Source organism: Bacillus sp. JAS24-2 (genome assembly GCF_008274905.1).
Taxonomy (GTDB): Bacteria; Bacillota; Bacilli; order Bacillales; family Bacillaceae_G; genus Bacillus_A; species Bacillus_A cereus.
The window spans coordinates 808,932-822,798 of sequence record NZ_CP031068.1 but is presented as its reverse complement, the minus strand read 5'-3'; the positions used below and the strand labels follow the sequence as shown (position 1 = coordinate 822,798).

Genomic DNA, 13,867 nt, shown 5'->3' with positions numbered 1-13,867 from the left:
TTTTTTCATATAGTTACCAAAAGTATAGTTTTGTGATACTATAAAGCAAATTCATCCAAAAAAATTTTATGGAGGCTAGTTCCATGAACGATATAAATCCAGTTGAATTAACGAAAGGTTTACCGGGCATACCTTGTCCTATCGCTAAAACGCTTGATGTAATTAGTACAAAATGGACGTTTTTAATCATTCGTGATCTTCTTATCGAAGGAACATTACGCTTTAGTGATTTACAAAAATCAATGGATGGTATTAGTCCAAAAACATTATCGCTTCGACTAAAAGAATTAGAGTCTCAAGGCATTATAACGAGAAAAGTATATCCAGAAGTTCCGCCTCGTGTAGAGTACACATTAACGGATAAAGGAAAGCAATTAGAGGGGATTTTTATTGAATTAAAACGGTTTGGGTTAAGTTTATAAAATGAAACTTTAATCAGAATAAAACAAAACCACCTTACCGTCGTAAGGGGTTTTATTACTTCGCAAAACTTTCAGCCAACTGTTTCTCTCTCCACATAAATGTAATGCCGAGACCAACTATTAAAACAACGCCTGAAAATGCATATGGATAATGAATATTCATATCAAATAATATTCCGCCCATCGCTGGTCCTGCGATATTTCCTAAACTCGTATAAGTCGAGTTCATACCAGCGACGAATCCTTGCTCTTTTCCGGCTGCTTTTGATAAAAATGTCGTTAAAGCTGGACGAAGTAAATCAAATGCTAAGAAAATGAAGCAAGTAACGAGAAGTACAATCCAATAATTAAAGACTACAGTTGAGACGAATGCTAATACTGCACCTACAATTAAACATATTTGAATTAACACTTTCTCACCGAACATGTCTACCAATTTGCCAAACATAAATACTTGCACAACTACCCCAAAGATTGAACTAATTGTAATAATTGCTGCGATATCTTTCGGCGAGAAGCCAAATTTATGATCAGAGAACAAGCTAAACACTGTTTCATACGCTGATAATCCGAATGCGAGTACAAATACGATAATAAATGCAATTGCATACATTGGATGTAATGATTTCTTTAAATCACCAATAAAACTTGATTCCTTCGTATTAGAAGAAATCTCTGCAAGTTCTTCTTTCGTTAACGGTTCTTTTAAAATAAAGATTGAAATCACACATGCTATAAAGGCAATTGCTGCTGCAACGAAAAACGGCACACGTATACCGTATTCTGCAATAAATCCGCCGATTCCAGGACCTATAATGAATCCAGTACTAATAGCCGCAGATAAGTATCCCATCGCCTTTGGACGTTCCTGAATAGATGTAATATCCGCAACATATGCCGTAACACCAGGCATAATAAAAGCAGCACTAATTCCGCCTAATACCCTTGCTACATAAAGCATCCATACATCTTTTCCTAATCCAAAAAGAAGCTCTGAAACACCAAAAATAAATAATCCAATGATTATCATTTTCTTTCTACCGTAAAGATCAACCCACCGGCCTGTAATAGGTGAAGTAATGAGCTGTGCCATTGCAAACACTGCAACGAGATATCCCATCGTCTTCCCTGTCAAATGCATATCATTCATAAAGGACGGCATAACTGGAATGATTAATCCAATCCCTAGAAAAGCGATAAATATATTACTCAAAAGAATGACCAATACCATCTTTTGTTCTTTTATCGGTTTCTTCACTTTTTAACACCTCTTCCCGTAAGTTCCTCTCAAAAAATAATGCCCAAGAAGCTTTTTCTCTATCCTTCTATTTGTGGGCTAGTCATGAGTAGAGATGCCCCCTACTCGTTAGAATTTCACACTATCCTTCCACACATACATACGCATTAGGTGAATGACTATCATTCAGTTTTCCTCAAAAATGAACCTACCTTTTCAGACAGGTTCATCTCACTATTTCTTTATATGTAGTGCATGTGTTAAAAAATCTAGTACTTCTGCCTTTTGCAAATCGACTTGCTCATCATCTTTATGATCATATAAATACACTTGTTCCGCTGCTGATTCAACTAGAGCGATAAATAACTTGGCTGTTCGCTCTGCGTGAACCGAATCACGAATTTCACCGGCTTCTTTTGCCTCATTTAAAAATTCACTTAGCCACATATAAAGAGGCTCATACACAGCTTCCCATTCTTTTATATGTTCTGTAGATGCAAGACCAGCATACATTAAAGCTTGTATTTCACGATATTCAGCTATAAAGTGAAACACCGCATCTATTACTTGCGTCACTTTACTTGAGAAAGGCGCATCGTTTTGCACTTTTTCTTTCACTGCAAGTATCATCTTTTCAACCATCACTTCTGCTATTGCAGGCATAACAGATAACTTAGAAGGAAAATATAAATAGAAAGTTCCTTGCGCAATGCCAGCTAATTTCACGATATCAGAAATCTTCGTTTTTTCGACGCCCTTTTCCTGAAACACTTCAATAGCTGCATAGACAATTTTCTCTTTTTTATTCATCATCTAAACCCTTTCACACGCATATTGAATGACTGTCACTCATTTTATAAGATAATCGATTGTACTGTCAATGATAGTGAACTCTAAGAGGAAATCATTTTTTTATAATAAAATCTCCTAATAAACAATTAGGAGATAAAAATACAATATATCTTTAAGAAAGTGCCTTTAATCCTGTCACTCCACATACAATAAGAAACACACTAATGATACGCGCTTTACTTTTCGACTCACCAAACAAGAACATGTTTAACAAAACTGCACCTGCTGTTCCGATACCAATCCAAACCGCATACGCGACACTTACTTGTAAAAATAAGAAGGAAGTATACAAAAATACGAAGGATGTAGCAAACCCACCTATATAAATCGCACCATTGGCTAATGTCTTATCTTTACTATACATTTTAAGTCCTATCACACCGACTATTTCACTAATTGCAGCACAACATACGAAAAACCAACCCATTTTTTAAGCAGCTCCTTCCACAGTTTCTTCTTTATTGTCAGCTAACTTTAAACCGATAACGCCGGCTACTACCATAAGAATGAAGAATAGTTTGCCTGCGCTGAAACTTCCACCGAAAAGAAATACATCCATTAAGAAAGTACCTACCGTACCAGCTCCAGCGAAAACAGCATATACAGTTCCTGTTGCAAGATGTTCACACGCTTTAGAAAGGAAGTGAAAATCAACAGCGATAACTCCTAAAATAATAATCCAATGCCACCAAGTATTAGCCGTATTAAAACCAAACACCCAAAAAATTTCAAAGATACATGTTAATATGACATATAACCAAGCTCTATTTTTCATACCTCTCACCTCTTATGACTGACTATCAGTCATTTTGTTTTAAAAAAATATACTCTTTCATCAATACTATATAAAAACAACTATCATCCTCATTTATCATTGTATTTGTTCCATTTCTAAGCTAACTGCATCCTGCCATAAAAAATGACTGAATGTCATTCATGTGTATTGTACATGAACATTTTAAAAACTGTCAATACCGAAATTTTATTTAAAATTTCTTTCATCCGATTTGTATATTTCCTAATAATCTGTCAATAATGCTAGTAACATAATATTTTCTCCACTCCCCCTTGGAGAGATCCCTTGAATGGAGCAGTTAGCTTTTGCTAGCTGCTCTTTTTTATTTATCCGCACACTATGATGAAATACTCATAGATCAAATCCATTTTTCATCACATAACAACATCTATTTATTTTCCAATGAGCTTTTGTATGTACGAATTTTATTCTCAAGCATCTTCTCTGTAACCTCTAAGTTTTCTCTTTGAATCTGAATAGATTTCCTATGATCTTCTAGGAGCTGTAAACGAGCTTCTGTTGTATGCTCCCCTTCTGTATATAATCTAGCGTATTCTCTTATTTTTGCTATTGGCATTTGCGTTTGTTTTAATTTCATTACAAACTGCAACCACTTTATATGTGACTCTTCGTAAAGTCGATTTCCATTTGTATCACGATTTGCAATCAATATATTTTCCTTTTCATAATAACGTAGTGTATGTGTGCTCAATCCTAATAATTTTGCTACCTCACTAATTGTATACATACTAAACTCCCTCCACATGCTTATCCTTATATATTTTATGAACGTATCAAATTTATAAAAAACATTTGACTTAGAGTATACTCTAACAAATACAATCTAACCATAAATAAATTTGAATTTAGGGGGATTTTATATGAAATACACTGTTATTACTGGTGCAAGTTCCGGAATTGGTTATGAAGCAGCTTTAGCATTTGCACCTCGCGGGAAAAATTTAGTACTTGTAGCTCGAAGACAAGAAGAATTAGATGGATTAAAATTGAAAATTAACGAAATGCATCCAGAGTTAGATGTTGTCATTCGACGAACTGATTTATCTGTTACTGAAGATGTTTATAAACTTTATGAAAGCCTACAAGCTTTTCAAATTGAAACGTGGATTAATAACGCAGGTTTTGGTAATTTCGCCTCAATTGCCGAACAAAATTTAAATAAAATCGAGACGATGTTGCATGTCAATATAGAAGCACTAACAATACTCTCTTCTCTTTTCGTTCGAGATTATTCAATGGTTGACGGAACACAGCTTATTAACGTTTCATCGGGCGGCGGATACACGATTGTTGCTGATGCTGTTACGTATTGCGCTACAAAATTTTATGTAAGTGCCTTTACAGAAGGGCTGTCTCACGAACTGAAAGAACAAGGCGCAAAACTGCAAGCAAAGGTTTTAGCACCTGGGGCAACTGAAACAGAATTTGCAAAACGTTCATTTGGTATTGATGAGTTCGAATACGATAATGTTGTACCGAAATTCCACACTGCAAAACAAATGGCACAATTTATGCTCGACCTTTATGATAATGATAAAGTTGTAGGAATTGTCGACGGTTTAACGTATAACTATGAACTTAAAGATCCACTTTATAATTTTGCCGTAAGACAAACGAATTCAAATTCTTAATAACCTGTCCATTTCTTATGTAAATATATGTTCCCACTATATCTGTAAATAATAGTGGGAACTTTTTCTCTATAAATTTTTTATCCAACATACCGAACCATCGCCGCTTCATCACAATAATCCATCTTTGGACAATGTCTACAATCAATCCATACTTTCTCTGGCAACGCTTCTTTATTTATAAAATCAAATCCACACTTTTGAAAAAATACTGTTTCATATGTTAAGGAAATTACTCTTCTTACATTTATTTTCGTAGCTTCCTCCATTACATGATTTACGAGCATACGTCCTATCCCTTTCCCTGCATATGTATGCGAAACTACTAACGATCGTATTTCTGCAAGATCTTCTCCTAACACATGCAATCCAGCAACTCCAACAATTCTCTCGTCTTCTTTCATAACATATAAACATTGCAAATATTGATAAAGAGACAAAAGAGAACGTGGTAAAACAACTCCCTCTTTTGCATAAACCTCAATAAGACTATAAATTTCTTTCACATCACTCGTCACCGCATTACAGATTTTCATATTACATCCCCTTGCCCCTCAATATTAATATTTATAACTTTAAATGAATTTTAATTCATAATTTCATATAATAATACAGCTCTCTTTTCTCCTCGTCAATCACTTTATACAAACAAAAAACCAAGCAATCTAATCGATGCTCGGTTCCTCATTTCGTATCGGCAATATCGTCGAATATTTAATTTCACGAAGTGCTAAACTTGTCTGTATCCTTGTAATACCAAGCTTATTCAGCTTTCTAATAAACTGCTCCAGTTCTTTACGATCACGATTTGCAACCTTTAATAAATAATCGTACTCTCCTGTTAAACAGTGACATTCTAACACTTCCGGCATCGATTCTAATTCTTTCTCCAACACTTCCAACTTGTCAAATTGATGAATATTCGTACTCATAAAAATAAAGCATAATAAATCAAACCCAAGCTTTTCTTGATTTAAAATCGCAACTTGCTTATCGATGAAACCTTCCCCATCTAACCTTTTTATTCTTGCATGCATCGCAGCCGGTGATAAATTAACGCGACGTGCCAGCTCTGCATTACTTACTTGTGAATCCTTCTGCAATATATCTAAAATTTGTACATCCAAATCATCCAACACTTTAATAACAGACGACTCCATTACAATTCCTCCTTTTTTCTTACCGATGATTATTCGAAAAAACAACTTATAATTTATATAAAACTGAATATCTTTCTGTAAATATCATTTTAAACTAAAGATTTTATCGAGTTTTCACCATTATACAAAATAATATATTACACAATAAAGAAAAATGCTAAAATTATTTACAATTCGTATTGATTACAAAAAAGGGGATTTTATCATGCCTTATTTTTACGTCTTTTTACTATTACTAACGAGCTTATTATGGGGAGGAAATTTCGTCGTTGGAAAATCACTCGTCGATCATGCATCACCGATGACATTGACAAATTTAAGATGGATGATTGCGATTGTTTGTTTATTACCAATGGTATGGCTTAAAGAAAAGAAAATCCTTCCACCACGTACCGCAATAATTCCGTTAATATTAATGGGAATTTCAGGAGTCGCTCTTTTTAACATCTTTCAATTTTTAGCATTAGAAAAAACATCCGCTACGAATGTAGGGCTTATTTCTACATTGAATGCAATTTCAATCGCATTATTTTCAGTATTATTTCTAAAAGAAAAAGTAAATACACTTCAAATCCTATCCATGATTCTTTCATTCTTCGGGGTCATCCTCGTCCTATTAAAAGGTGATTTCTCGCTTTTATTTTCACTACATTTTAATAGCGGTGATTTATGGATGATTGCAGCGGTTTGTATTTGGGGAATCTATTCTGTTTGTAGTAAATGGGCAACAAAAACAACTACACCACTTATGGCAACGTTGTACTCTGGTATTTTCGGCGTTATTTTATTACTACCGTTTAACATAGGTAGCTTCACTGTTTTAAATATAAATACTTCTTTCATCACATCACTTTTATATACTGGGCTTATTTCGACAGTTCTTTGTATGGTATTTTGGAATATTGGCGTACAAAAATTAGGCGCAACTACATCAGGTATTTTTCTAAACTTCAATCCAATTTTCACAGCCATTTTAGCATTCATATTTCTCGGAGAAGAATTAACGTGGATACAAATTTTAGGGACAATTGTCGTTGTAACAGGATGTTATTTATTTTCTCATTTCAAAACTGTTGCCGTTCAGCCAACTAGACCTTTAATACGAAAACATTCTTAATGAAAAAACATCGTCATCTAGGTTGGCGATGTTTTTATTTACTCTTCATTTCTCTTATATACTGCTTTTCCTCTTCTGGCGATAAACGTTCCGTCGCCTTGCCAGTATCTCCACCTTGAAGGCTCCATAAAAAGTTATGCTCCTCAACAGTTTGAGAAAAATCTCCTTTTTCCCATCTATTTATAATAGAAAATAACTTCATTTTATATTGAAAACCTGTACTATTTTCAATATCTCTTTTTACATTAGAAATTTCCTTTTTTGTCATCTCTACAAATCCCCATTTTTCAGAGGATTTTACCTTTTGGTGCACCATTTTATGCATAGTAGAAATAATTTCACCTTCACTAATTTGCGGAGCTTCTTCTGCAGCTTTTTTCTCTTTTTCGTTTGCCGCTCGCTCAGTTTGAATATTTTTATTTTCTTTTTCCACATATGCAAGCAATTTCTTTCCGCCAACTATAGACGAGAAAATTACTATAATTGTAATGCATATACCTACGATCCATTTAAAAAGCATTAGCTCTTCATTGCTTCCTTAACAATATAACTATCTACATACTGCTTAAACTTCACGATTTTTCCGTTCTCCAGTTGCCATACATGAACAAATTCTGCTTCAAATGATTTTCCTGTTTCTTTATAAACTCCAGAATACATACCTTCAGCAATAATTACATCTTTTCCGCTTACTTCATGATACATATTTACACTTGCTTTATAATCATCCCATTCTGATCCTAAACGGCTAAATACATTTTTCATTATAGCTTCTACGCCTTTATATGTTCCGCCGTACGGGAAACCTTCTGCCTCTGTCCATTCCACTTTTTCAGAGAGGGCTTCTGCTAAATGCTTTGCATTTGAAGAAGCTGATCCTTCATACGTGCTTTTAATAATTTCTAAATTTGATTTAGGCATATTACTTCCTCCCGTTTATTTATTTTTACACAAGATGTAACTTATATAGTTACATCTTGTGTAAAAAAATATTTAAATTGTTTTACTCTTAATCTATTAGTTGTAATCATTATAGTTACAATATTTCTTCAAGTCAACATTTATAAATAAAATTTACTTCGTTTTCATTACTTTCTCTTTTAAGAAACGATCTACATATCCTTCTGCTTTTACTACGAATAAATACGCACCCATTGATAATAATGCAAGATCTAATTCATATCCTGGATTCTTTCCATCTCCTAATAAACCTGCTGCTCCATTTACCTTTACGATAGCTCCAGCTAAAATAAGAGCGAATAACAATCCTACATATCGTACACCTAAACCGATAATTAATAATATACCACCAACTAATTCTACAGTTGCTACGCCGTATGCAAGGCCACCTGGTAAACCGATGCTTGTAAACCACCCTGCTACATTATCGATACCTGATTGAAACTTTGCTAAACCGTGTGCAAAAAACGTAACTCCTAACACGATACGAATAATTAAATTCCCAATATATTGATTCATTTTGAACTCTCCTTTTTGTTTTGTTATGGTGAACTTTTATTCACAAGTCAAAACAATACGGTATTTTATTTCATTCGTCAAATACTTTTTTAAAGAAAACAAAAAACATTATCCGTTTTACGGATAATGTTTTCTTACAAAATAGCGCTAATTCAAGCTTTTATTCTATCGCATAGAAAAAGTTGAAACATTTTTCCAGCGCCAATATAAGGCAGCAAAGAAACGTCCTCTTCCACAACCATTCCAACAACATTCACTTTCTCATCTACAGGTAAATCATATGTGGCAACTTGCATCTCCCCTGCATATCTACCGTACAATTCATTATCAATTGTAATGCTCCCTTTCTTTCTTACAATTGTATGCATCGGCTTTATCACCACTCTATTTCCTTCCCTTGATTCTACAGATCGAATAACATCACGAGACGGATCTAGTCTATTTGTATGCACTTGCTCTACCACTTTTAATACTTCTTTATCAGTTATAAATGATTTGTAATGCAATGGAATAATCCCTCTACTTGCACTAGCTACTTCTTGCATACTTTCTAAACTTGCGCTTATATCTCCAATCAATACTTTATCAACACCACAATCTTGTACAAGTTCTAAGTACGCTTCAAGCGGGCGCATATTGCGATGTTTTTCTAACGTTGGTAACCCTTCATATAACGGACCTCGTTTTTCCGCATCTCCTGGAATAAATGCCATCGTCTTTATTCCGCACTTCTGTAAATATTGATTTTGTTTTTGTAAGAAGGACTTTGCTAGTCCTGTCTCTGGGCGCGGGTAAAAATTATGCCATGCTTCTACATTCTCTACTCTTATATGTTCTGCAAGTAATTCTTTCCAAAATGAATTTGTAATCGTACTCGCATTTAAAGCTACTTTCATCTTATGAGATACGCTTGCAATTTCTTTTGGCGCAATGCCGTAATCCATTCTTAAACCGGTAATGCCCCAGTCCAATAGCTCTTCCACATTTTCATATGTTAGCCCTAAATGGTGTAACGATTTTGGAGAAACATCAACCATTAGCTCCATTTCATGTGCAAGAGCTTGTTTCCCTAATATTTGAATTAACTCTTTATACGTATTTGGATCATCTTCTGGAATGTGCAGTGATGTAAAAATAGATGTAAACCCATTTTCCTTCGCTACTTTTAGCCACTCTTCTTGTTTCTCTACTCGTTCTTTTGAAAGATAAATGGAAACTCCGATCATATAAATCTCCCTTTCTATTAATAGAAAAAGAGAAAGGAATCCCTTTCTCTATATGTTTTCTGCCATTTCTTCTTTAAATCCGAAGAAGTACGTAAAGATAAATCCGAAAGCATATGCAATTACTAAACCTAAGAAATATAGTAAATATTTATTGTCAGCAATTAACGGAATTAAAGATAGCCCTGATACGCCAATTCCAAGTGAAGCCGTTTGCATAACTGCTTGGAATGCACCACCGACAGCCGCTCCTAAACAAGCAGTAATAAACGGTTTCCCAAGTGGTAATGTAACCCCGTATAATAACGGCTCACCAATTCCTAAAAAGCCAACTGGCAATCCACCTTTAATTACATTTCGAAGTCGTTTGTTTTTTGTTTTCACATAAATCGCAATTGCTGCGCCCACTTGGCCAGCACCAGCCATTGCTAGTACTGGTAATAAAGGTGTTACGTGTGTTTGATTAATAAATTCCATATGAATTGGTGTTAAACCGTGATGCAATCCGACCATAACGAGAGGTAAAAATGTTCCCGCAAGTACTGCGCCAGCAAATGCTCCGCCAATATTTAAAATCGCATTAATTCCGCTCGTAATACCATCTGATAAGAAACCTGCTAATGGCTGAATTGCTAACATCGTTACGATACTTACAACTAATACAGTAATGAGTGGTGTCACGATAATATCAACTGCATTCGGCACTGCTTTTCGAACTTGTCTTTCCACTACAACCATAAGCCATGCTGCAAAAATAACTGCGAACAATCCGCCCCGTCCGGGCACTAATGCTTCACCAAACAATTTTACGTTTGCCATCGCCGGATTGAAAATTAAAATACCAGCAATTGCCCCAAGAACCGGTGTCCCGCCGAACTCTTTCGCTGTATTCCAACCAACTAAAATTCCTAAGAATGTAAAGATACCGCCGCCAATGAGTAGTAACATTTGTAACCACGTTGCATTTGGATCAGCACCAGCGTTTTTCGCAAAGTTAGCAACCCCGTTTATAATTCCTGACGCAACAAGACCTGGAATTAATGGGATGAAAATACTTCCTATTTTTCGTAAAAAGTTTTTCACCGGTGTATTATTTTTCTTCTTAATCTCTGATTTCATCTCTTGCCCAATATCTTCAAGGTGATGATCTGCTATCTCACCAATTCGTAGTCCTGTTAAGCCTTCCATTTCAGCTGCTACTTTATTTACTGTTCCTGGACCAACGACAACTTGAAGCGTCTCATCTTCTATAACACCCATAACGCCTTCAACTTTTTTTAAAAGGTCCATATTTACTTTACTTTCATCATGAAGCGTTAATCGTAGTCTCGTCATACAATGAGCAATACTACGAATATTTTTTATTCCTCCAAGTTGCTCCGAAATTTCCTTGGCCATTCTCTCTTCTTTCTTCATAATAGAATCCCCCTCCCTATTATTTTATAGTGCTTTCTTCACAAACCCTTTTGCGCATTTTAGTTTCTCCAGTGCTTCCCCATATTCGCACTGCAACAACACCATAACAATGGCAGCTTTTACGTTACGTTCTGCCTTTTCATAATACTCTGCCGCTACTTCATAACTAGCGCCTGTTGCTTCCACAATAATTCGTTTTGATCGTTCTACTAACTTTTCATTTGTGGATTGAACATCTACCATTAAGTTTTTATATACTTTTCCTACACCAATCATCGAAGCTGTTGAAATCATATTCAACACTAATTTTTGTGCTGTACCAGCTTTTAAACGCGTTGATCCTGTTAATATTTCTGCACCTGTCTCTACTTCCACATTTAACTTTGCATATTTACTTATTTCAGCATTTTTATTACAAGAAATACTCGCTGTACTCGCTCCTACGCTCTGTGCGTATTTCAAGCCGCCAATTACGTAAGGAGTTCTGCCACTTGCAGCAATTCCAATCACTGTATCTTTCTCATTTAATCCAATACTTTTTAAATCTTCTTCTGCTAACTCTTCGCGATCTTCGGCACCTTCCACCGCTTTAGTAAACGCTTTCAATCCACCTGCTATAAATCCTTGCACCATTTTATCATCCGTGCCAAATGTCGGCGGACATTCCACTGCATCTAGAATACCTAAACGACCACTCGTACCAGCACCAATGTAAATTAAACGTCCCTCTTCTTCAAAAGATTTAATAACAGTCTGTACAACCTTTTCAATTTGTTCTATCTCTTTTTCAACTGCTAACGCAACAGTTCGATCTTCTTCATTCATACTTTGTAACACTTCTTTTATGCTCATCTCATCCAAATTCATTGTTTTCTCATTACGATGTTCTGTCGATAAATTTTCTAACATATTGCCACCCTCTTTGAAATTATATTTCACACTTTTATTATAACTTTAAGAAACTAAAAATCAATTACTCTTTCTTATTTTATGAAATAAAATTTCACGACATGACATATTTTTGTCAAAGATCATAAAGTGAAACTTTAATCAGTGTGGGTTTTGTTCATCCCCACTGATTATTAGCCCGCACCAATCGGGCATTTACGGGCAGTTGATCCCCACCTAACTTTCTTTGCTTCCGCTAAATTTTGAAGTGAGGGTCTTACTGCACGGCAAATAGGGGGATAAAAAAAGATGAGTCTCCTCATCTTTTCTTCTACTTTAACTTCCGTAACCGCAACGCTTCTTCTCGTGTCTCCATAAATTGATTCAATACTTTATTACCAATTCGATTGAAAGTAATCACATATAAAGCATCGATCATATTCAATTGCGTCATTCTCGAAGCAATACTCGCAATACGATGATCTTGTTCTACATCTGGCATACAAAGGCGAATATCCGCTTCTTTATATAACGGTGATGATTGATCTAGTTTCGTAATTCCAATAACAGTTGCACCTTGTCTCTTTGCATACTGCGCCATTTCAAGCACATCTTTCGTTCGACCAGATGTTGAAATCGCAACAAATATATCGCCTTCTTTTAAATTCGTCACAAGCGGCAACATCATATGAAAATCAGATAGCATCATCGCTGTAAATCCGAGCCTTGTAAATTTATAAGCTCCGTCCATCGCCGGAGTAGCTGATCCGCCTACTCCATAAAAGATAATTTTATCGGCATTTACAATACGATCTGCAGCTTTTTCAAGTTCTTTTTTATCTATCGCCGTCACGCTCGCCTCAATTGCAGCTTTATTCACATAAGTAACTTTATTAAATAAATCATACGGTCCATCTTCTGTATTCATCACTGAAAAATCGTTAATATTATAATCAGCAATCGTTAATTCACGAACGAGTGCTATCTTAAATGCTTTAAAACTTCCGATTCCAATCGATTTACAAAAGCGAACGACACTCGCTTCACTTGCGCCTGCATTCGTTGACACTTCTTTCGTCGTTAAATTCGGTACAATCTCTGCATTCTCCATTATGTACATGGCAACCTTCTTCTCAGCTGGTGAAAATTGATCCATATTACTTTCAATTTTAAATAGTAATGTTGAAGCTTTCACTATTTAACCTCCACTTCTTACGGTTGCGTTCACTTATTTTCTCTTGCTTCAATAAGGTAAAAACCATCATCGCCAGGAGGATGAAACACATTTACAATGCGATTCCCTTTTTGATAAACAGTTCTTTCCCCTTCTGTCCACTTCTTTTCCCAACCGTTCATCCAAATCGCAACATCAGGTAAAAAAGCAGTATATTTCAGCTTCTGACCGTACTCACCATCTGCTTCTTCCGAAAAAATAGAAACCGGAAAATCTTTCACTTTTGATTCTTTCCATGCAGTAAATGGTATACATACTGCAATAAGTACGATTACACCAATAACCTTCTCCTTCGTAATCTTCACACTTCCCTCTCCTTGTCATATCACATACATAGATTTTACCATAATTACAAACCCTTCATGCTATATGATCATTGCTTTTGGGAATA

Annotated in this window: 18 protein-coding genes; 3 read left to right on the top strand and 15 right to left on the bottom strand. The window is 35.3% G+C overall.

The window, feature by feature from the left end; translation table 11 throughout:
* Positions 1-83: 83 nt before the first annotated feature.
* On the top strand, positions 84-422 hold the full coding sequence (locus tag DN407_RS04340) for a winged helix-turn-helix transcriptional regulator (RefSeq protein WP_000997917.1): 339 nt from the start codon (positions 84-86) through the stop codon (positions 420-422).
* A gap of 55 nt (positions 423-477) precedes the next feature.
* Here DN407_RS04340 and DN407_RS04335 read toward each other — a convergent pair whose 3' ends face one another.
* From DN407_RS04335 to DN407_RS04315, 5 genes are all read right to left on the bottom strand, one after another.
* A complete protein-coding gene (locus DN407_RS04335; protein ID WP_000742953.1) occupies positions 478-1,680 on the bottom strand; it encodes an MFS transporter in 1,203 nt (400 codons plus the stop codon).
* Between the two features lie 213 nt (positions 1,681-1,893).
* On the bottom strand, positions 1,894-2,472 hold the full coding sequence (locus tag DN407_RS04330; RefSeq protein ID WP_001999151.1) for a TetR/AcrR family transcriptional regulator: 579 nt from the start codon (positions 2,470-2,472) through the stop codon (positions 1,894-1,896).
* Positions 2,473-2,623: 151 nt separating this feature from the next.
* Positions 2,624-2,938, bottom strand: a complete 315-nt coding sequence (locus tag DN407_RS04325) for a DMT family transporter (protein WP_098023160.1) — start codon at positions 2,936-2,938, stop codon at positions 2,624-2,626.
* A gap of 3 nt (positions 2,939-2,941) precedes the next feature.
* Positions 2,942-3,286 carry a DMT family transporter gene (locus DN407_RS04320; RefSeq protein WP_000796020.1) on the bottom strand — a complete coding sequence of 115 codons (345 nt, stop codon included), beginning with the start codon at positions 3,284-3,286 and terminating at the stop codon, positions 2,942-2,944.
* Positions 3,287-3,695: 409 nt separating this feature from the next.
* On the bottom strand, positions 3,696-4,055 hold the full coding sequence (locus DN407_RS04315) for a MerR family transcriptional regulator (protein ID WP_000288060.1): 360 nt from the start codon (positions 4,053-4,055) through the stop codon (positions 3,696-3,698).
* 133 nt (positions 4,056-4,188) lie between these two features.
* On the opposite strand from DN407_RS04315, the gene DN407_RS04310 reads away from it, so the two are divergent.
* A complete protein-coding gene (locus tag DN407_RS04310) occupies positions 4,189-4,959 on the top strand; it encodes an SDR family NAD(P)-dependent oxidoreductase (RefSeq protein ID WP_149216040.1) in 771 nt (256 codons plus the stop codon).
* 80 nt (positions 4,960-5,039) lie between these two features.
* Here the strand turns inward: DN407_RS04310 and DN407_RS04305 are convergent, their stop codons facing one another.
* On the bottom strand, positions 5,040-5,495 hold the full coding sequence (locus DN407_RS04305; protein WP_149216039.1) for an N-acetyltransferase: 456 nt from the start codon (positions 5,493-5,495) through the stop codon (positions 5,040-5,042).
* 129 nt (positions 5,496-5,624) lie between these two features.
* On the bottom strand, positions 5,625-6,119 hold the full coding sequence (locus tag DN407_RS04300) for an Lrp/AsnC family transcriptional regulator (RefSeq protein WP_149216038.1): 495 nt from the start codon (positions 6,117-6,119) through the stop codon (positions 5,625-5,627).
* Positions 6,120-6,324: 205 nt separating this feature from the next.
* On the opposite strand from DN407_RS04300, the gene DN407_RS04295 reads away from it, so the two are divergent.
* A complete protein-coding gene (locus DN407_RS04295) occupies positions 6,325-7,236 on the top strand; it encodes a DMT family transporter (RefSeq protein WP_098280069.1) in 912 nt (303 codons plus the stop codon).
* A 34-nt stretch (positions 7,237-7,270) separates the two neighbouring features.
* Here the strand turns inward: DN407_RS04295 and DN407_RS04290 are convergent, their stop codons facing one another.
* The 8 genes from DN407_RS04290 to DN407_RS04255 all read right to left on the bottom strand — a co-directional run bounded on the left by DN407_RS04290 (position 7,271) and on the right by DN407_RS04255 (position 13,781).
* Entirely contained in the window at positions 7,271-7,756 is a 486-nt protein-coding gene (locus DN407_RS04290) for a PRK06770 family protein (RefSeq protein WP_000897980.1), read from the bottom strand.
* Entirely contained in the window at positions 7,756-8,157 is a 402-nt protein-coding gene (locus DN407_RS04285) for a nuclear transport factor 2 family protein (protein WP_001126691.1), read from the bottom strand. The genes DN407_RS04290 and DN407_RS04285 overlap by 1 nt, the downstream gene beginning before the upstream one ends.
* A 153-nt stretch (positions 8,158-8,310) precedes the next feature.
* Positions 8,311-8,715: a DoxX family protein gene (locus DN407_RS04280; protein ID WP_001077751.1), complete on the bottom strand. Its 405-nt coding sequence runs from the start codon at positions 8,713-8,715 to the stop codon at positions 8,311-8,313.
* A gap of 152 nt (positions 8,716-8,867) precedes the next feature.
* A complete protein-coding gene (locus DN407_RS04275; protein WP_098280067.1) occupies positions 8,868-9,941 on the bottom strand; it encodes a DUF871 domain-containing protein in 1,074 nt (357 codons plus the stop codon).
* Between the two features lie 48 nt (positions 9,942-9,989).
* The gene (locus tag DN407_RS04270; RefSeq protein ID WP_000711291.1) at positions 9,990-11,354 is read right to left on the bottom strand and encodes a PTS transporter subunit EIIC; all 1,365 of its coding nucleotides are present in this window, start codon (positions 11,352-11,354) and stop codon (positions 9,990-9,992) included.
* A 24-nt stretch (positions 11,355-11,378) separates the two neighbouring features.
* Complete coding sequence (gene murQ / locus DN407_RS04265) at positions 11,379-12,263, bottom strand: N-acetylmuramic acid 6-phosphate etherase (RefSeq protein WP_000892344.1); 885 nt, start codon at positions 12,261-12,263, stop codon at positions 11,379-11,381.
* Between the two features lie 310 nt (positions 12,264-12,573).
* On the bottom strand, positions 12,574-13,437 hold the full coding sequence (locus DN407_RS04260; RefSeq protein WP_000648164.1) for a MurR/RpiR family transcriptional regulator: 864 nt from the start codon (positions 13,435-13,437) through the stop codon (positions 12,574-12,576).
* 29 nt (positions 13,438-13,466) lie between these two features.
* On the bottom strand, positions 13,467-13,781 hold the full coding sequence (locus DN407_RS04255) for a hypothetical protein (protein WP_000704957.1): 315 nt from the start codon (positions 13,779-13,781) through the stop codon (positions 13,467-13,469).
* Between the last annotated feature and the right edge of the window lie 86 nt (positions 13,782-13,867).

Coding starts and splice junctions, on each gene's coding strand:
- DN407_RS04285 (WP_001126691.1), bottom strand. CDS start 8,157: ATGCCTAAATCAAATTTAGAAATTATTAAAAGCACGTATGAAGGATCA.
- DN407_RS04315 (WP_000288060.1), bottom strand. CDS start 4,055: ATGTATACAATTAGTGAGGTAGCAAAATTATTAGGATTGAGCACACAT.
- DN407_RS04330 (WP_001999151.1), bottom strand. CDS start 2,472: ATGATGAATAAAAAAGAGAAAATTGTCTATGCAGCTATTGAAGTGTTT.
- murQ (WP_000892344.1), bottom strand. CDS start 12,263: ATGTTAGAAAATTTATCGACAGAACATCGTAATGAGAAAACAATGAAT.
- DN407_RS04290 (WP_000897980.1), bottom strand. CDS start 7,756: ATGCTTTTTAAATGGATCGTAGGTATATGCATTACAATTATAGTAATT.
- DN407_RS04280 (WP_001077751.1), bottom strand. CDS start 8,715: ATGAATCAATATATTGGGAATTTAATTATTCGTATCGTGTTAGGAGTT.
- DN407_RS04295 (WP_098280069.1), top strand. CDS start 6,325: ATGCCTTATTTTTACGTCTTTTTACTATTACTAACGAGCTTATTATGG.
- DN407_RS04300 (WP_149216038.1), bottom strand. CDS start 6,119: ATGGAGTCGTCTGTTATTAAAGTGTTGGATGATTTGGATGTACAAATT.
- DN407_RS04275 (WP_098280067.1), bottom strand. CDS start 9,941: ATGATCGGAGTTTCCATTTATCTTTCAAAAGAACGAGTAGAGAAACAA.
- DN407_RS04270 (WP_000711291.1), bottom strand. CDS start 11,354: ATGAAGAAAGAAGAGAGAATGGCCAAGGAAATTTCGGAGCAACTTGGA.
- DN407_RS04340 (WP_000997917.1), top strand. CDS start 84: ATGAACGATATAAATCCAGTTGAATTAACGAAAGGTTTACCGGGCATA.
- DN407_RS04320 (WP_000796020.1), bottom strand. CDS start 3,286: ATGAAAAATAGAGCTTGGTTATATGTCATATTAACATGTATCTTTGAA.
- DN407_RS04310 (WP_149216040.1), top strand. CDS start 4,189: ATGAAATACACTGTTATTACTGGTGCAAGTTCCGGAATTGGTTATGAA.
- DN407_RS04325 (WP_098023160.1), bottom strand. CDS start 2,938: ATGGGTTGGTTTTTCGTATGTTGTGCTGCAATTAGTGAAATAGTCGGT.
- DN407_RS04305 (WP_149216039.1), bottom strand. CDS start 5,495: ATGAAAATCTGTAATGCGGTGACGAGTGATGTGAAAGAAATTTATAGT.